The organism is Pseudoalteromonas sp. S2755, from assembly GCF_005886535.1.
Taxonomy (GTDB): domain Bacteria; phylum Pseudomonadota; class Gammaproteobacteria; order Enterobacterales; family Alteromonadaceae; genus Pseudoalteromonas.
Genome location: NZ_PNDS01000137.1, coordinates 1 through 18837, shown reverse-complemented (window position 1 = coordinate 18837; position 18837 = coordinate 1). Strand labels below are relative to the sequence as shown.

Below are 18837 nucleotides of genomic sequence, written 5' to 3'. Positions count from 1 at the left end.
ATAATTAGATTGCAGCAGAATACGTTGCGCGTTTTAATTTCGTCATCTTTTCACCCAAATTTGTATGCAAATAGCATAACATTTCTTTCTTAATGGGTGGCCAAATTAACTATGCCACTACATATGCTTTGTATAGCGCTTAAGCCAAATAATATCGGCAACAAGAATATGGTTTAACGACCCCATGATGGAGCCAAAAAAAGCCCCTCGATCTTGGTGTAATTCCGTGACGTTCAATCCCGAAACAGCTTCATATAATCTTTCGTTCATCCAGCGATTGTAATCCGCCATTAATTCAAAGTTTGCTTTCATCTAAATATTCCCTACTCCCGTAAAAATTGACTAATCTCAACTTAGCGGCATTGGCTAGGTTAAAAAATACAAATATTTGAAGTTGAAAACAATCAATTTTATTGAACGCTTTAATCTTAACTATCAATTATACAAATCAAAATGCGCACGGCATAATGGCTACATCAACTTAAGAAGGAAAGCAAAATGTTAAAGAGTATTGAAGGTCAACGCGTACCACAGGTTACATTCCCAATTAGAGAAAATGAAGAGTGGAAGCACGTCACCACCGATGACATTTTTAAAGGCAAAACTGTAGTTGTATTTTCTTTGCCTGGTGCCTTTACACCAACATGTTCGTCAACACACTTACCGCGCTATAACGAGCTTGCCAGCGTATTTAAGCAAAATGGTGTCGACGAAATCGTGTGTTTATCCGTTAATGATACGTTTGTAATGAACGCATGGGCACAGTACCAAGAAGCGCAGAATATTACACTACTACCTGACGGTAACGGCGAATTCACTGACGGCATGGGCATGTTAGTTGATAAAAACGATTTAGGTTTTGGCAAACGCAGCTGGCGTTATTCAATGCTGGTAAAAGATGGTGTGATTGACAAAATGTTTATCGAACCGGAAAAGCCTGGCGACCCGTTTGAAGTATCAGACGCAGATACTATGTTGGAGTACATTAACCCACGCCAAATCAAACCAGAGCCGGTTACCATTATTAGCAAGATTGGCTGTCCATTCTGTGAAAAAGCCAAAGCCTTGCTAAAAGAAAAAGGACTGGCATATGAAGAGCTGGTACTTGGTCAACAAGCATCGCTAACCAGCCTAAAAGCGCTGTCTGGTCGCGAAACCGTGCCGCAAGTATTTATCGGCGGTAAACACATCGGTGGCTCAGACGATTTAGCTGAATATTTCGCTTAATCATTCATCCCCCACATTTTGACTTGGTGAACTTGCTCACCAAGTCAAAATGTTCCCCCTCAACACAACAACACACAATGACTAATAACTGACTGTCATGGGGGTTTACACTTTCTGATTTCGGAGCAAAAAATGAAAAAAATAGACACCGACGTAGTCGTGATTGGTGCGGGAACAGCGGGTCTCAGCGCCTATAGAAATGCCAAAAAATATACCTCAGAAGTTCTGATGATTGAGTCTGGCGTTTACGGCACAACGTGCGCACGGGTTGGCTGCATGCCGAGCAAGTTACTGATTGCCGCAGCTGAAGCTGTACATCAAATTGAAGTCGCATCTAAATTTGGTATTAATGTAAAACCAGCTGAAATTGACGGTAAAGCGGTTATGGCGAGGGTCAAACGTGAGAGAGATCGCTTCGTTGGCTTTGTCGTCGAAGCTGTTGACGAATTGCCTCTGCAGGATAAACTACGCGGCAGTGCAAAATTTATCAACAGCTATACGGTACAGTTGGACGACCACACGCAGATCACAGCCAAACGTTTTGTTATCGCTACGGGTTCAAGACCTAGCTACCCCGGTGTCTTTAATAATTTTGGCGACCGCTTAGTCATTAACGATAACGTTTTTGACTGGGACGATTTGCCCGGCTCAGTGGCCGTATTTGGCCCCGGTGTGATTGGCTTAGAACTAGGTCAAGCGCTACACCGACTTGGCGTAAAGGTCAAAGTATTTGGTGTCGGCGGTGGCCTTGGTCCACTAACCGATCCAATCGTCAAAGACTATGCCACCACTGTGTTCAGTGATGAGTTTTACCTCGACACAGATGCCAAAGTATCAGATATGAAACAGGCCGGTGACAAAGCCGAGCTTACCTATATTGACAAACAAGGGAAACCGCAAACCGAGCAGTTTGACTATGTGTTGGCAGCCACTGGTCGTGTACCCAATGTTGATAACTTAGGGCTAGAAAATACCACGCTAGAGCTTGATGACCGAGGCGTACCGCTAGCCGACCCACATACCATGCAATGTCTTGATGGCTCAGGTAACGCCCCGATTTTTATTGCAGGTGATGCCAGCAACCAGATCCCGCTTCTACATGAAGCCGCAGATCAGGGCACGATTGCAGGTGAAAATGCTGGTCGCTTCCCTGATGTGAGAGTGGGACTACGCCGTGCAAAGCTTGCGGCGGTATTTAGCGACCCACAAATTGCGATGGTTGGAGCAAGTTATAAAGAGCTGGAAAAGCAATATGGCAATTGCGGCTGCTTTGCTATCGGAGAGGTGAGCTTTGAAAACCAAGGCCGCAGCCGCGTGATGTTAAAAAACAAAGGCCATATGCGAGTCTACGCTGAGCAAGGCTCCGGGTTATTCTTAGGTGCCGAATTTGTCGGCCCCGCTGCTGAGCATATGGCGCATTTACTTGCTTGGGCGCTACAAAACAAGATGACTGTGCCACAAATGCTCGACATGCCTTTCTACCACCCAGTGATAGAAGAAGGCCTAAGAACGGCACTGCGGAACCTGAATGCAAACTTGAAGTTTGGCCCAGATATTATCAAACACTGTTTGGAGTGCGGTCCTGGCGCTTAATACAAACATCACAGAAGCCAGCCGCTACTGCTGGCTTTATCTTTCTACTGCATTGCTTTTAATTCTCTGGCAAGATCGCGATTTACCGCTTTTATCGTTTTCACTACGGACTTTTCAGAAACAGGGCTCGAAAAGTAATAACCCTGAATTTTATCTACTTTTGCCTCTTTACAAACATAGTACTGCTGATATTTCTCAACACCTTCAACAACAATGCTCAACTGTAGGCTTTTAAGCATATCAATCAAACCCAAAAATATCCTTTTCCCTCTATCGTCTACCTCAATTCTGTCGGTAAGCGATTTATCCACTTTAACAATATCAATTGGATAATTAAGCAAATGCGATATTGAAGAATAGCCCGTTCCAAAATCATCTAGCGCAATCTTGCAGCCAAGCTCTTTTATGCGGCTTAGGCTTGATGTTACCCGTTTATTTTCATTTAGAAGCGCTGTTTCTGTTAGCTCAAACGTAAATAAAGTACCGTCCATATCTGCTTGCTTTAAACAATCATTGATGAACGCAGGCAGAGCAATGTCTCCGAGCTGTAATGGTGAAAGGTTTATTGCCAAACGAATAGGATATCCGCACTTTGTCTGTATCTGCTTTAATGTGGTGATCGCATGCTCAATAATCCACTTTCCCAAAGGCTCGATGAGCTTCGACTCTTCAGCTATCGCAATAAATTCTTGAGGATTGCTTGTGTATTTTGCCGTAGGCCACCGGATCAACGCTTCTAGAGACACCACTTTAGCCTGCTGAATATCGATAATTGGCTGAAATGCCAACTCTAACTCTTGCCTATCTATTGCGCCTCGTAAATCTTGCTCCACGTTATACTTCATCTGGAACTCGGTCTGCATATTATCTTCAAAAATACACGCCATTGTACTTTGGGAAGATTTAGCCCTAAATAGTGCAATATCAGCAAAACGTATTAAATCATCAGCATTATTACCATTGAGCGGATAAAGAGAAATTCCCATTCTTACTTGGCAGTAGATGTCCAGCTCATAAATTGAATAACTTCGACTTAACAAGCGAATAAGCTTTTCAGCTTCTATTTTAATTTGAAGTGGGTTATCACAAGTCACCATCAAACAAGCAAACTCGTCCCCTCCAAAGCGACTGACAATATCTTCTTGCTTGGTATGCCTATTAAAGCTTGCTCCTAGTTCAAGTAAAAGTTGATCGGCGATTTCATGGCCAAAGCGGTCATTTATCTTTTTAAAATCGACGATATCGACGACAAGGATCCCAACACACTTATAGCGCTTTTTATCGGCTTGCATCAGCCGCTGGCAAGACTCCTCGAAGTAGTAACGATTATACAACCCCGTCAGTGAGTCACGTTCGGCCATCTGCTTTACTTGCAAGTAGCTATTATGCAGCTGACTTTCTAACTCAAAACGTTTTCTAGCTTGAATAATAGAACGGCTTAAAAGCGATGCAGTGACCTCCTCTTTGAGTAAAAAGTCCTGTACACCTAAATCTAGACATTTCAAAACCAGCTCTTCAGAGTGCGAATTGCTGATCATGACTATGGTTAAGTCCTTAATATGGTTAACACGCCTGAGCTCAATGAGTAAGTCCAAACCATTTTTGGACGGCATATTGTAATCCAGTAGTAATAGGTCAAAGCAAAGCTCTTCTAGCGCAAATATTCCTTCTTCTACTGTACTAACTTCTGTCAAATGATGTTCAATCCCGCCTTTCACTAGAGAACGGCGGATCATCTTTCGGTCAACTATATCATCGTCAACAAGCAATATATTCATCTACAACCTCATTATTTCGTTGGAAACTGAACAATTCGCCAATACCCATCCAACATATCAACAAGGTTCATCATCGAGTTGCTTGCTTCTTCTTTTAAAAAATATCCTGCTACGTTTTTTTCATAACTATGATGAATATCATCTTCATCTTTCGAAGTCGTGAGTACGAACACAACGGTATCTTTTAGCTCAGGGTCTTCTCTCAACCGAGCTAAAAATTCAAGCCCACCCATACGAGGCATTTTTAAATCTAATAGAACAATGAATGGATACTCTATTTTCTTAGCTTGTAAGAATTCTAACGCTTCAACGCCATCAATTGCCCGTACCATAGGGTTCATTATCTTACGCTTTGCAAAGCTGCGCTTTACTGTCATATAGTCAACGTCATCATCCTCGACGACCAGCACTGTAATATCATTATTTTGCATAAACTGAGTCCCTAATTGGGGTTAACTCTGGTATCTACTTTTGGCCACTTGAGTACAAACTCAGTGCCAACATTACTATCTACAATATCAACTGAACCGCCATAATGATTGAGCACTTTTTTAATGATTGCCAATCCCATACCGCTACCTTCTTGTTGATCTCTAGGTTTAAGCGTTTGAAACATTCCAAATACTTTATCTCTATATTCAGGTGGGATCCCTGGACCATCGTCAATAAAATGCATTTCATACTCTTTAGCGCTTTCTTTAACGTGGATTATTAGTGAGCCATTTTCACAGTCATGGTGTTTAAGCGAGTTGCTAATTAAATTACGGGTGACAACTTCTAATGCCGTTTTCGGTAAGGTTACAATTAGAGAAGTGCATTCCAATTTCAGCTTCGCCTCAATATCAATAGAGTCATATATCTCTTTTGTAAATTCGCTGAATTCAAACGTTTCGTTTTCGCTATGCTTTCGATTTATCCGCGAGTAAATCAGCAAGTCATGGAGCAACTTACCCATTCTTGATACACGCTGCTGAATTAAATCAAAATTCTCCTTAGCGCCTTCGGGTAACTCATCGCCGTAGTCTTCATCAATCCAAGTTACCAACTTAGAAATCGCATTGAGTGGCGCTTTTAAATCGTGAGAGGCAATATAAGCAAATTCGTCTAAGGCTTCATTGGAGCGCTTTAACTGAGCAACAAGATGCTCTCTTTCGGTCACGTCACTGGAAAGCCCCAAAATAAACGCTGCGCCTTTGGCATCATAGAATCGCTTTTTGCGAGTAAATAATGTTCTTACGCCACCATCTGGGAAACTGATACTTTCCAAACACTCTGCATACCCTGTTTCTAAGGCTTTTTTATCATCTTTAATAAATTCTTCCACTTCTTCTGGTTGATAAGAATCAAGTGTGGTGTAGCCAATAATTTTCTCTCTGGCTTCTGGCGGATACATGGAGCGAAAAGCACTGTTCGCTTTTACGATCCTAAGCTGCTCATCTTTGATAAAGGCGTAGTCCGGAATATTGTCAAAAATTAAATCGGAAAGAGAATCATCACCAATAAATCTGTCTGCTTTCTCAAGTTGGGTTGAGTCTGTCATAGAAGTTTACATCGGGAACAGGTAATAAGATCTATAGTTGGAAAACGATATTATTCAAGATAAAAGTAATGAAAATGTTAAATAACAAGTGTGCTTTAGCACAAAAATGTCTACACTATTATTTGTGCCAGATGCTTTATTTACAGTGCTATACTTATCTAATATTAATCCTGTTAATAGCAACATAAGTACACTTTGACTTTTTAAACATAAAGACATAGCACGTAACTAAGCCTGCAACAGAAACCAAGGCAGTAGCATGTTTGAAGACGTAGCAGAACTAAACAACTGTACCATAGTAGTAATAGAAGACTCACCACTCACTCAAAAGGTGCTATGCGCATGTTTAGAAGATATATGCAAAGTAGTTGCTTTTGAAAGTGCTGAGAAGGCCATGGAATATGTAAAACTTGCATTGCCGGACTTAATCCTAATGGACTGGATGTTAGAAGGGATAACGGGTATAGAAGCATGTACAGAGCTTCAAAAAGATCCAATAACCGCCCGAATTCCCGTCATATTTGTGACATCCAACATTAAAGAAAATCAGCAAGAAATGTGCTGGGATGCAGGAGCTGTTGATTTCATCAGTAAACCAATAGTGGCACGCACGCTGTTTAATCGCGTACTCACCCACCTAAAGTATAAAAAGCAAGCCGATCAACTTAGAGAGTATTCATACGTTGACGGACTTACCGAAGCGTTTAATCGCAGGTTATTTGATACTGACTTGGAGCGCCATTATCGTGGTGCAAAGCGCTCAAACAGTCCGCTTAGCATTGTGATGCTCGATGTTGACTATTTCAAACTCTATAACGATGAATATGGTCATTTGATGGGTGATGATGTCTTGAAGGTTTTTGTAAACACCGCCAAAAATCATATTCGTCGACCTATGGATGCGCTGTACAGGTACGGCGGTGAAGAGTTTGCTATCTTACTGCCTAATACCCCCTATTCTTTCGCCTTAGAGATCGCGCAAAGAGTTGTACAAACTTTCTTCGAGACCGCAATTGAACATAAACTTTCGCCACTAAAAGCCGTATCGGTTAGTGCAGGCGTCGCTACACTTAACGAGGATAATATCAATCAACCAGTTGAAGAGTTAGTAGAAAGAGCAGACAAAGCGCTGTACGAAGCTAAAGAAAATGGTAAAAACCGAGTGTTTGGAGAGGCAATCTAGTAGCTATTCCTAAAGGCAAGGTGAATTTACGTATCAACAGTAAGCTGGTACGTAAATTCAACGCAGTTAATTACTTTTGCTATAACAGCACCGCAGGAGTTTATTCCTTTTACTCATATTTTAGTGATTTTACAGGCCGCGCTCGTGCAGCAACTAACGTTAACGAGCCAACCGTTAGCCAAGCAATTGCAAACGCTAAACTTGCTGCAATTAAAAATGGCACGATTGAAAGGTCAATACGATAGACAAAGTTGCCATGAAACATAACAACCATGAAAAAATAGTGACTGTATCAGCAACGATTAATCGCTACGGCAAATGTGAAATCAACGTTGCTGATAACGGGGAAGGAATAGAACCCAGCGCACTTGATAAAATATTCGTACCATTTTTTACCACAAAACCTCATGGCTCAGGAATTGGACTTGCACTCAGCCAACAGATTATCCACCGCCACAAAGGGCGGATCAGCGCAACCTCTGAAGTAGGAAAAGGGAGCTGCTTTAGTGTATTGCTTTAGTGCTTTTCTTTTTGTTAAAGAAAAATAGCAGCAACAAGGAATTAGTCATGAAACTTCCACTTATCGATAACGCCGAGGCAGAGTATATTCCAGCGTTTCTTACCAAGGCAGAAAGCCATTCACTGTATCAATGGTTAATCAAGCACTGTGATTTATCTCAGCCTGAAATCATCACCTTGCCTAACGGCGGAAATACAGAGATTAGCCCCTGGAAAATGATGTTTGTAGAGCCAAGGCTCGAAGATCCAGCGGTGTTTCCTAGCTATCATGGTAGACGCCAAGCATGGCCTGATTTAATTGCATCAATACAGCAGCGATTACAGACTCAAATAGGTATCGAATTTAGTGTCTGTGTCTGTATTTTTTATCCAGATGGTGAAGAGTACATGGACTTTCACAGTGATCTGTCCGCATTTGGGCCAACTAATGTTATCGCTTCTTTGAGCTTAGGTGCCGAGCGCTTGTTTCGAGTTCGTCATCAAGAAAACCCCAATGAACAATTTGAACAGCAGCTAGAAGATGGTTCGTTATTTATTATGGGGAATGGCTTTCAAACACAATTCCAACATGCCATCCCCCCCGCACCTAAAGAGGTTGGCGCTAGATTTAATCTGACCTTTAGGCAGTTTACTTGGCCAAACGTAACATAGGTGAAAAATGAAAGTAGGATTTTATCAATTTGCAGTCAAATATGGTGACCCCCAATACAACCGAACGACCATAGTCGAGGCATTATCACAGGCAGACTTTGATCTCATTGTGTTACCCGAGTTATGTACCTCAGGTTGCCTCTTTCTTAATCACACTCATATGGAGGAGATGGCTGAGGAATTACCTAATTGCACGACTCTCAGCCTACTCCAACCTTTAGCACAGCAGCGACAAGGAACTATCATCGCAGGGATCATTGAAAAAGCTGGTCGTGATCACTTTAATAGTGCAGTTATAGTTAAGCCAGAAGGAGCTGTCGGCGTGCATCGTAAGGTTTTTTTAGCCCCACCCGACAAACGCTTTTTTCAAGCCGGTGATACGTTCAAAGTGCACGAAATAATGGGGGTTAAAGTGGGTATTTTATTATGTTACGACATCTGGTTTGAAGAGGGACTCACCCAACTTACAAAGCAAGGTGTGCAGCTCATTGTGAACCCTTCAAATTATTGTGGCGAAGACAGTCTTGATACAATTAGAAAGCAAGCCAAGAAATATAAAGTCCATATTATTTCATCAAATCGCACTGGTATGGACCACGTTACTGAAACAGGAGTTCAATTTATCGGCCAAAGCATTCTTGTAAGCCCTGATGGTGAAGTACTTATGCTTGGGGATTCAAAGGAGCAGCTTATCACAACCGAAATAGACTGCTTTACCTCGTCATAAAGGTAGCGAGAATTATCACCGTCAGGAGCGGCTCAATTTTGGTTTTGCATCCACTACAATTCTTGATATTATCGCAACTCGTTGGGGAGTAGCCTGCTTCCAATGCTCGGAAGAGTTCGTATCAACATAATTGGCCAAAATGCCATGGTGCGAACACCTCTCGGTTGGCGAGACCATCGATATATCCATGCCTGTGGTCGGGCGTGTGGATGTATCGTGGACTCAAATCGCCTGACCGGAGCAATGTAAATGAATTTCGTCACCCTGCTACTGTTAGCATACGCTATGTCTACCGATGCGTTTGCTGCGGCAATCGCTAAAGGCGCCAGCCTAAAATCACCTCGGCTTACTCAAGCCATAAAAATCGGCCTTATTTTTGGAATTATTGAAGCCAGTGCACCGCTGATTGGCTGGTTAATAGGACAATCTGCTGCAGGCTATGTCGAAGCTTGGGATCACTGGATTGCCTTTATCTTACTGTTCGGACTTGGCGCTCATATGATTTATGAGAGCCTTAAGGGTGATGACGAAGCATCAACTCAACACGCAAAACAGCCTTGGTTCAAAACCATTATCACAGCATTTAGCACTAGTATTGATTCGATGGCTGTCGGTGTCAGTCTTGCATTTGTTGATGTGAATATATGGCTCGCCGCTGCGCTCATCGGCCTTGCCACCACCATGATGGTATCAATTGGTGTGATGATCGGGCATTCGGCTGGAAAGTTTCTAGGTAGTCGAGCTGAAGCCGTTGGTGGGATGATCTTAATCTGTGTGGGAACTTGGTTGCTATATAGCCACCTTTCGATTTAACCTGACTCGCAAAAAAAAAGAGCGGTATATTTACCGCTCGCTTACTTATAACCCTTTACCTTGGGGCTAATGGATTTTAAGCCTTTTTAATCGCTTTCTTCAACTTTTTGATTTTCGCTTCATGCTTTTCAATCTTTGCTTTACGCGCTTTGAGCTCTTTTTTAAGCGCTTTAACATCGCTTTTCTTCGCCATAACTAATCTCCTTTGGTTGTTTTGCGAACACCTACTACCATAGCAAAGTGACTGACAATATCAAACTACACTCGTACTAAGGATCTATCTCCCCCTAAAACAAAACCCCTTGGCATCACGCCAAGGGGTTTTTATTATCCGAAGAGCAGAGTAAACTTTTTACTTCTCTACCGGAAAGCCTCTATCACGCATCAGCGCCTCAACTTCAGCGTCACGACCTCTAAACTTGCGATACGCTTCTGCTGGATCCATTGAGTTGCGAACTGAGAATAGGTAATCCACCAAACGCTGCGCAACTTCTTCGTCGTAGAAGCCACCTGGCGCTTCAGCAAACGCTTCTGCTGCATCAGAAGTTAATACCTCAGCCCACAGGTAACCGTAGTAACCCGCAGAATAACCTTCACCTGAGAATACGTGACCAAAGTGAGTAGTACGATGGCGCATCACTACCTCATCCGGCATGCCGAGCGCACCTAACTGAGACTTTTCGAATGCAACAGGGTCGCCAATCTTGTCAGGATCTGTGGTATGGAAAAGCATATCCATGATAGCCGATCCAAGGTATTCAGTCGTCGCGAAACCTTGGTTAAAGGTTGCTGACTTCTTGATTTTCTCGATTAGCGCTTTAGGCATAGGTTTGCCTGTTTTATAGTGAACCAAGTAACGATTGATCACTTCGTCCGTTGCCAACCAACGCTCCAATAGCTGAGATTGGAACTCAGTGTAGTCGCGCACACCAGAGTTTGAACTTGGATACTTCACATTTGAAGAAAGCGCATGCAGCGCGTGACCAAACTCGTGGAAATAGGTTTCTGCATCTGACCAAGAAATTAAGGTCGCTTCACCTTCTGGTGCTTTCACAAAGTTGGAGTTGTTTGAGCTAAGCACATTTGTTTTACCATCAAATGTTGTATGGCTACGATATGATATGGCCCACGCACCAGAGCGTTTACCTTTACGTGCGAATGGGTCTAGGTACCAAAGACCGATATTATCACCAGTGGTTTTGTCTGTTACTTCCCATACACGAACGTCAGGGTGGAACACTGGTACTGAGCCCTTAGGCACTTCGGTGAACTCAAAGTTAAACAAACGGCCTGCAACATAGAACATTGCTTCGCGCAGATTGTCTAGCTGTAAATAGGCTTTAACTTCGTTAGAATCCAATTGATATTTAGCCTGGCGAACCTTCTCGGCGTAGAAACGGTAATCCCATGGCTTGATGGTAATATCAGCGCCTTCTTTGTCAGCGATCGCTTGCATGTCAGCCACTTCTTCTTTCACACGCGCAATTGCAGCTGGCCATACTTTCTTCATCAGCGCCATCGCGTTTTCAGGCTTTTTCGCCATGCGGTCTTCGAGACGCCACTGCGCATAATTATCGTAGCCTAATAAGTTAACGCGCTCATGTCTCAACTTTAAGATGTCAGAGATAATCGCTTTGTTGTCGTACTCACCACCATTGTTACCACGGTTATAGTAGTTGTTCCATACTTTCTCGCGTAACTCACGCTCTGTTGAGTAGGTTAAAAATGGATCCATGGATGAGCGAGAGTTGGTGATCGCGTACATGTTCGCCTTACCGCGCGCTTTTGCAGCAGCTGCTGCCGATGCAACAAACGACTCAGGTAAACCTGACAACTGCGCTTTAGTGAGGTAAACCACATAGTTTTCTTCGTCTGCAAGGACGTTATTTGCAAACTTAGTATGTAGCTTTGATAGCTCAAGATTAATGTCTGCGTATCGCTTAGCGTCTTCACCTTTTAGCGTCGCACCATTACGAGCAAAGCCGTTATAACGCATCCAAGTGATACGCTGCTCTTCTGCCGTTAACTTTTTATATTCTGCACCTTCATAAACGGCTTTTACGCGTTCAAAAAGCGCTTGATTTTGGGTGATTTTAGAGCTGAACTCTGAAAACTTAGGCACAACTCGCGATTGGATTTCTCTAAACTCTGGGCTTGAAATGTTTGCACTCCAAAGACCATAGTAGGTAAAAACGCGATCCAAAGCGGCACCCGCTTTTTCTAGTGCAACAATGGTATTCTCAAAAGTTGGCTTAGCTGGATTATTGGCTATTGCTTCAATTTCTTTCAAATTATCAGCCATACCAATTTCAAGCGCAGCTTCTAAATCTTCAAGCTTCATTTTGTCAAAATGAGGAACACCTTGATAAGGACCTGAAAACTCCTGCAAAAGCACGTTATCATATTGCTTACTTTGCAGTAATTTTACTGGTTCTTGGCTTTGGTCTGCAGTGCCCGCACAACCCGCAAGGGCTAAACATACGGCTGCACTCAATAATGTGATGGAAGGTTTGAACATATTGTTTCATCGCTTGTTGTTATCGTGGGTAAGATATTACGGATCGTCTCTAAAAGTGCAATCGCTTTGCGGGAGAAACAAGGTTCTCTGCGATGGGGCAGAAATGTTAGAGTTCATAGTAGCTTAAAGACACTAACACTACAGTGAGTAGAGTTTTTTCATGGGTTGTTACAATTTACCTTGAAAATTTAACTAAAATCAGCCAAGTTAGTAAAAAACTGATCTATGAGAAGAAATAATGGAAGTTGGTATTTTTATCTATGACGGTGCGGAGTGTTTAGATTTTTGTGGTCCGTTTGAGGTATTCAACACCGCAAAGCGATTTATCGAAACGCCTATCAATGTCAGTCTTGTTGCGCCAAGTCATGTTCCTGTTACCTCGCGTGGCGGCATGAGTGTAAACCCCCATTACAGTATCTACTCGCATCCAAAGTTTGATTTGCTCATCGTAGTCGGCGGACTTCATCACCAAATTTGCGGAGATCACAACGTACTTAATTGGCTTGCAGAAACAGCCAATCATACCTCTCAGTGCGCATCCGTTTGTACAGGTGTGTTTTTATATGCCGAAGCAGGCCTCATTGATGGCAAGCGAGTCACCACCCATTGGCAAGATATCGACGATTTGAAAGAGCAATATCCCTCTTTGGAAGTGGTTGAAGATGTAAGATTTATCATGGATCAAAATTTTACTAGCTCAGCGGGTATTTCGGCAGGTATTGATATGAGTTTAGAGCTGGTGAAAAAACGCTTTGGGCAATCTATTGCTAGGAAAACAGCAACGCAAATGGATTACGACTGGCCTAGGGATTAATAATGGAGAGTCTCACCATTATTAATTCTACTATGCGAGGCTCTAGTCACTGCTAATACCCGCAAGCTCTAACTCACTCACACGTTTTTTCGCAAACACGACGACTTTATCGTATTCACTTTGCGTCTGTGCCAAATGCGATTTACATTGCCCCGCTTGATGTTCTCGCGCATAAGCCTCTATTTTATCGAGCAGCTCAAAGAGTGCTTCTGCGGCTAAATCACCAGCTTGACCTTTAAGTGCATGACTGTATTTTGCCGATGCGTCACAATTACTATTTTTTATACTCAATACAAGCTGTTGCATTTGATTTTCAGAGTCACTCAGAAACAAAGTGTATACCTGTTTAAGTAACTCATCATCTCCAGAGAGCCGTTCAAGCACGTTAGCTTCGTTTATCGGCTGTTTCGCTTGTTTTTCTTCTTCGCTTTCGAACGGATGAATAAGCACAGAGTCATCATCCTTAGCATGAACACCGAGCGCATCTAGCACGTCAAATAACTGTTCGACGACCACGGGTTTAGTCACAAACTCATCCATTCCCGCGTTTAAACAACGTTCTTTTTCACCCGCAAGCGCACTGGCTGTCATCGCAATAATGATTGCATCTTTATACTTATCACCACCTTGACCTTGACGAATTGCCCTTGTGGCCTGATAACCATCCATTCCGGGCATATTGCAGTCCATAAAAATAGCGTCAAAGTTAACTTCTTGATGCTCAAATAGCAGTAGTTTATTCACGGCATCTTGCCCATCAATGGCAAAACTCACCTTAGCCCCTTGTCCTTCTAAAATGCCTTTAGCCACAATCCGATTGATTTGATTGTCGTCTACCACCAAGAAGTGACAACCTGCGACCAAGTTACCGTTTAACGCGACTGTCTCACCTGACTTCTTCAAGCTAGGTTGCAATCTAAATGCTTTATTTAAGTCAAATAGCGCGACAAACTCTCCAACTCGAAGAGGTGCGGAGATGTGTACTATGTTCTCGGAATCGTTAATATTTTGAAGCTCATCCCCCACTAAAATAAGTTTCTCAAAGTGATTTTGAGTCGATTTCACTTGAATATAATCTTGCTCATTTGTAATGATGCATATATCACTCTGCAATTCTTTATCAAGGTACTTACCACCACATTTAGCGATAAGTTTCGCGATAGTGTTTGACTCTAATGTTGTATTACTAAACACGGAGACAGTTTTGCCTGCCAACACTTCAGGCACGTTGATCGGCTTAGTTTGCGCACTAGAAAACGGTAATTCAAACCAAAACTTACTTCCTTTAAATTTTTCACTTTCAAAATGAATATGGCCGAGCATTTTTTCAACTAGTTGCTTGCAAATAGAGAGTCCAAGACCTGTACCACCAAACTCGTTTGAGGTATTAGCAGATTCTTGACTAAACGATTGAAATAGCTTGTTATGATTAGCCTTTTCAATTCCAACCCCAGTATCTTCAACTGTGACTTTGAGCCATACAGTGTCATCTAACTGTTCTGTGATGACGGTCAACTTCACATGACCTTTTTTGGTAAATTTAATCGCGTTACTAAGGAGGTTATAAATTATTTGTTTAACCCGCGCAGCATCACCGCATAGTTCAATATGCGCTAAACCAGTTTGGTCTAGAATATAAGTGATCCCCTTTTCCTTAGCTTTAGCCAACATAGAAAGCGCGACATGTTCAATTACAGAAAGCGGATTGAATGGTTCATTATCAATATCCAGCTTGCCCGCTTCAATCTTCGACAGGTCCAGTACATCGTTAATTAACGACAAGAGCGTAGTCGAGCTCGTTTCCATCATTTCTAGGTACTTATGTTGGTGCTTAGTAACAGGTTCTTTCCTCACCAAGTTTAGAGACCCTAAAATACCGTTGAGGGGCGTCCTCATTTCATGGCTGATAGTGGAAATAAATGCACTTTTCACTTCCGACGCTTTAGCTGCTTTATCCCGAGCGACCACCAGCTCTTTAGTACGATCCTTCACCTCTTGTTCCAGTCGCTCATTTGCACCAACTAACTGTGCTTCCGCTTCTTTCTTAGCGGTGATGTCTTCAACGAATAGCGCGACCCCCTTAACTCTCCCATTACTTGCATATATGGGTGATAAATTAAGAGAAATCCAAAGCCCATCTTGCTCTGTAACTTCTAGCAATAGTTCTTTTGGCTTAACACATTCTCCACGCAAAGTTGTGTTTGAGTTGTAGTTAATAAATTCATATATCGGGGTTGGTAATAAGCGCGCGCTAGAACCAATTCGGCCATCATTTAGCTGTTTAAAAAACCGTTTTGAAGTTTCATTATAACTCGTCAACTTAAGGTTAAAATCGAAACCAAGCACGCCATCTGATGCGCCATCTAAAATCGCCTTAAACTCCGCTCGCGTTGAATCGAGCGCACGTAAACTGCTCGTATATTGCCAAAACGCAAAAAAGACTAGAGCAAATACACCGCAAGCAATAGCGAGTAAAACATAGGTCGTTAACCGTTTTTCATTGAGGCTCTGCTGATAAGCGGCAAAAGGGATAAGGTTAACGAGCTTAACTTCTAGGTTATTAAAGTTAGCCCCTTCAACCTTGTTAATGAGCGCTAAAAATTGCTCTCCCGTCGACTTGTCTTCCACTAGCTGAACTTTACTGGACCATGGTGTCACGCGATATAATGTTTGAAAGTTGACTTCGGGGTTTACGTCTTTGCTGTATCGTAGCGAAAATTCTGGGTGATAAATAAAAGAGTCATCTGCACCTAAAAGTATCACTTGTTGCATACTTGGCGCTTGAGAGACAATTCTCTCAATCATCTTTTCAGCATTAGTATTAATTACCAATATACCAAATAAGTCGTTATCTATATCGTAAGTCGGTAGAGTAAAGCGTTTGGTGGGTTGAAAAGGCGTGACAACTTGTCCGTGCTCGCGATTTAGGTTAATAGTTGTAGAGTAGATAGTACGTTCTGGCAGTTGTAGTGCTTGAATAAAATAATCACTTTCGCTCTTATCCTGTAATTTGCTATCAGGTACAGCGATAACCTGCCCTAGCTGTCGCTCGACCCTAACCATCTCAACTCCTGTATGGGCATCAAGTAGGCGGATCTGGTTAAGACCATCATACGAATATAACATTGACCTAAAAATCGTGCTTAGTCGTGCCCGCCAAACATCAAGTGGAGTGTTTTCTTGAGGGTCGATACCATCGTTTTTTTCCGCTCTGGCGATCCCCTGAATTGGCGGAGTATCTAGCAGAAAATAAAGAAACCGGCGGTTATCATCAATCTCTCCCAAATAAATATTGTTTTGCGCCAAATGAACTTGCTCTAACCGTTGGTAAAAACTCTCGTTAAGATCGCGATGGATACTATTTTCAAAATATAAGATGGCGCTCACCATCACGGCAAGCAGCAGTATAATAGCGCCCTTAGCAATATTGGAAGAAGACACATTTTCTCCTTGGACAGTGGCCTGAGTGTTAGGCATAAAGACCTAAAATGCGTTTGCACTTAAGCACAACAGGCAGCTACAAGCAAACGCATTATTAAATCTAGTTCAAATAGCCACAAAGACAAAGGTTCCTTAGCATGGACTCAGAATAATAAGTCAGGTCATTTACAACGAAATACCTTTACGATTATGAAAACGGTGATAATCAATGCTTGGCCCTTCTGGTACTACTTGGGTTGGATTGATCATCGTATGGCTAAAGTAGTAGTGTCTTTTAATGTGGTAAAAATCAACTGTATCTGCAATACCTTGATGTTGATATAAGTCACGCACATACGCCGAAATATTGGGGTAATTTTCGATTTGCTTAATGTTGCACTTGAAGTGACCATGATACACGCTGTCGAAACGGATGAGAGTCGTAAATAATCGCCAGTCGGCTTCCGTTAATTGACCTTTTACAAGATAACGTTGCGCAGCTAGCCTTGCTTCGAGCTTATCTAGTGCGTTAAATAACGCGCTTACCGCATTGTGATAAGCATCTTGGGTTGTCGCAAACCCGGCCTTGTATACACCATTATTGATATTGTGATAAACAAACTCATTTATTTCATCGATTTCATGCTGTAGCGCCTCTGGGTAATAATCGGTATCGTTTCCCGTTATCTGGTTAAACGCACGATTAAACATACGAATGATTTCACTCGATTCGTTGCTCACGATTTGCTCCGTTTGTTTATCCCAAAGGACTGGCACCGTGACTCGACCCGAATAATTTGGGTCGTTTTTCGTATACAGCTGATGCATAAAACTGAGCTGATACAAGCTATCACCGACTTCTGGACGCTGACTCGTAAAGCGCCACCCTTGGTCCAACATATCAGGGTCAACAATCGATACGTCGATATGCGCCTCTAGCTGTTTAAGCTTTCGGAAAATGAGCGTTCTATGAGCCCAAGGGCATGCAAGCGAAACATACAAATGGTAACGTCCGGACTCGGCTTTAAAGCCCGCTTTACCCGTTGGCCCCGCACTGCCGTCTGCTGTTACCCAATTTCTTAGCTTTGCAGACTCACGCTCAAACTTGCCTTGGCTACTTTTTGTGTCATACCACTTATCGTGCCATTGACCTTCGATTAATAATCCCATGTAAACCCCCTATACAATGTCGCCGAAGCGTCCTTGTTGATAATCTTTTACCGCTTGATGAAGCTCCTGTTGAGTATTCATCACAAATGGTCCCATATGCGCTATTTTTTCATTAATTGGCTGTCCTGCAAGGATCAAAAAGCCAACATCATCCGTCGCTAAGAGAGCGAGGTTTTGACTTGGGTCAAGCTCAAGCAACGTTTGCTCCCCATGGTTTTCAAATCTGCCCGAGTGAATGTAGATCATCACCTTGCCGAACTGAGCCAGTTCAAGGTGCAATTGACTTCCCGCAGTTAAGGTCACATCTGCAAGTGCTCCCTCCCCTGCAAGAGACTGTAATGATGATGTAAGTACTTCGCCCTCCACTTGCCATGCGCCCGCCAGTGCTTTGAAATAACCTGCTTTTGCTATCGCTTTTTGTGGTGCAGGGTGCTCAGTTGTATCTTGATATCTAGGCGCTCGCATTTTGTCTTTTGCTGGCATATTTAACCAAATTTGAAAGCCATGCATGCCCTCTGCGTCACTTAGCGGCATTTCTGAATGCACCACACCACGCCCGGTACTCATCCACTGCACATCTCCACTGCGAATGGCTTTGACATTACCCATTTGATCTCTATGCTCAAAGCCGCCTTTACGAATATAGGTAAAGGTTTCAATGCCTCGGTGTGGGTGCGGTGGGAAGCCAGCCATAAAGTCACTGCGATTATCTGACTTTAATTCATCAATCATGAGATAAGGATCTAGGGCCTGTTGACCTTTGCTGTTTGACTTTTGTTCTCCTGAGTGTGTTTTGGTCGCGACGCTCGACTTGCCGCCTAGTAATCTAGGCAAAAGTTGAGCAACAATGAACAAAGCGCCCTCAGGTGAACCCATAGGTCATC

The 18837-nt window shown here is 42.7% G+C and carries 17 protein-coding genes and 1 riboswitch; of the genes, 8 read left to right on the top strand and 9 right to left on the bottom strand.

Features of this window, described 5'->3' with window-relative positions:
• Positions 1-117: 117 nt before the first annotated feature.
• Positions 118-312 carry a DinB family protein gene (locus tag CWC03_RS19525; RefSeq protein WP_249314086.1) on the bottom strand — a complete coding sequence of 65 codons (195 nt, stop codon included), beginning with the start codon at positions 310-312 and terminating at the stop codon, positions 118-120.
• Between the two features lie 186 nt (positions 313-498).
• Here CWC03_RS19525 and CWC03_RS19520 point away from each other — a divergent pair, with 186 nt between their 5' ends.
• A complete protein-coding gene (locus tag CWC03_RS19520) occupies positions 499-1227 on the top strand; it encodes a glutathione peroxidase (RefSeq protein ID WP_138583298.1) in 729 nt (242 codons plus the stop codon).
• A gap of 132 nt (positions 1228-1359) precedes the next feature.
• Positions 1360-2820, top strand: a complete 1461-nt coding sequence (locus CWC03_RS19515) for a dihydrolipoyl dehydrogenase (protein WP_138583297.1) — start codon at positions 1360-1362, stop codon at positions 2818-2820.
• Positions 2821-2864: 44 nt separating this feature from the next.
• On the opposite strand, the gene CWC03_RS19510 is transcribed toward CWC03_RS19515, so the two are convergent.
• From CWC03_RS19510 to CWC03_RS19500, 3 genes are read right to left on the bottom strand one after another with little or no spacing between them, the layout of a single operon-like run.
• Positions 2865-4598 carry an EAL domain-containing response regulator gene (locus CWC03_RS19510; RefSeq protein ID WP_138583296.1) on the bottom strand — a complete coding sequence of 578 codons (1734 nt, stop codon included), beginning with the start codon at positions 4596-4598 and terminating at the stop codon, positions 2865-2867.
• Between the two features lie 11 nt (positions 4599-4609).
• Positions 4610-5029 carry a response regulator gene (locus tag CWC03_RS19505; RefSeq protein ID WP_138583295.1) on the bottom strand — a complete coding sequence of 140 codons (420 nt, stop codon included), beginning with the start codon at positions 5027-5029 and terminating at the stop codon, positions 4610-4612.
• An 11-nt stretch (positions 5030-5040) separates the two neighbouring features.
• Positions 5041-6138, bottom strand: a complete 1098-nt coding sequence (locus CWC03_RS19500; protein WP_138583294.1) for a sensor histidine kinase — start codon at positions 6136-6138, stop codon at positions 5041-5043.
• 259 nt (positions 6139-6397) lie between these two features.
• Between CWC03_RS19500 and CWC03_RS19495 the strand changes: the two genes are divergently transcribed.
• Complete coding sequence (locus tag CWC03_RS19495; RefSeq protein WP_138583293.1) at positions 6398-7321, top strand: GGDEF domain-containing response regulator; 924 nt, start codon at positions 6398-6400, stop codon at positions 7319-7321.
• Between the two features lie 109 nt (positions 7322-7430).
• Here the strand turns inward: CWC03_RS19495 and CWC03_RS23535 are convergent, their stop codons facing one another.
• On the bottom strand, positions 7431-7586 hold the full coding sequence (locus CWC03_RS23535) for a hypothetical protein (RefSeq protein ID WP_171040288.1): 156 nt from the start codon (positions 7584-7586) through the stop codon (positions 7431-7433).
• Here CWC03_RS23535 and CWC03_RS19490 point away from each other — a divergent pair.
• The 4 genes from CWC03_RS19490 (at position 7578) to CWC03_RS19475 (ending at position 10031) form a co-directional block, all read left to right on the top strand.
• Positions 7578-7841 carry an ATP-binding protein gene (locus CWC03_RS19490; RefSeq protein WP_249314085.1) on the top strand — a complete coding sequence of 88 codons (264 nt, stop codon included), beginning with the start codon at positions 7578-7580 and terminating at the stop codon, positions 7839-7841. The two genes, CWC03_RS23535 and CWC03_RS19490, sit on opposite strands and share 9 nt — an antisense overlap.
• Positions 7842-7888: 47 nt before the next feature.
• Positions 7889-8491, top strand: coding sequence for an alpha-ketoglutarate-dependent dioxygenase AlkB (locus tag CWC03_RS19485; protein ID WP_138583292.1), 603 nt, complete (start codon positions 7889-7891; stop codon positions 8489-8491).
• A gap of 7 nt (positions 8492-8498) precedes the next feature.
• On the top strand, positions 8499-9218 hold the full coding sequence (locus tag CWC03_RS19480; RefSeq protein ID WP_138583291.1) for a nitrilase-related carbon-nitrogen hydrolase: 720 nt from the start codon (positions 8499-8501) through the stop codon (positions 9216-9218).
• Positions 9219-9289: 71 nt separating this feature from the next.
• A riboswitch (yybP-ykoY riboswitch) is annotated at positions 9290-9460 on the top strand.
• A 7-nt stretch (positions 9461-9467) separates the two neighbouring features.
• A complete protein-coding gene (locus CWC03_RS19475) occupies positions 9468-10031 on the top strand; it encodes a manganese efflux pump MntP (protein WP_138583290.1) in 564 nt (187 codons plus the stop codon).
• A gap of 352 nt (positions 10032-10383) precedes the next feature.
• Here CWC03_RS19475 and CWC03_RS19470 read toward each other — a convergent pair whose 3' ends face one another.
• Positions 10384-12549 (bottom strand): M3 family metallopeptidase, encoded by a 2166-nt coding sequence (locus CWC03_RS19470; RefSeq protein ID WP_138583289.1) that lies wholly within the window; start codon positions 12547-12549, stop codon positions 10384-10386.
• Positions 12550-12787: 238 nt separating this feature from the next.
• Between CWC03_RS19470 and CWC03_RS19465 the strand changes: the two genes are divergently transcribed.
• The gene (locus CWC03_RS19465; RefSeq protein ID WP_138583288.1) at positions 12788-13363 is read left to right on the top strand and encodes a DJ-1/PfpI family protein; all 576 of its coding nucleotides are present in this window, start codon (positions 12788-12790) and stop codon (positions 13361-13363) included.
• A gap of 42 nt (positions 13364-13405) precedes the next feature.
• Here the strand turns inward: CWC03_RS19465 and CWC03_RS19460 are convergent, their stop codons facing one another.
• From CWC03_RS19460 to CWC03_RS19450, 3 genes are all read right to left on the bottom strand, one after another.
• Complete coding sequence (locus CWC03_RS19460; RefSeq protein WP_138583287.1) at positions 13406-16804, bottom strand: ATP-binding protein; 3399 nt, start codon at positions 16802-16804, stop codon at positions 13406-13408.
• Positions 16805-16969: 165 nt separating this feature from the next.
• A complete protein-coding gene (locus CWC03_RS19455) occupies positions 16970-17953 on the bottom strand; it encodes a glutathione S-transferase family protein (protein ID WP_138583286.1) in 984 nt (327 codons plus the stop codon).
• 9 nt (positions 17954-17962) lie between these two features.
• Positions 17963-18787 (bottom strand): pirin family protein, encoded by an 825-nt coding sequence (locus CWC03_RS19450; protein WP_249314084.1) that lies wholly within the window; start codon positions 18785-18787, stop codon positions 17963-17965.
• Positions 18788-18837: the final 50 nt, after the last annotated feature.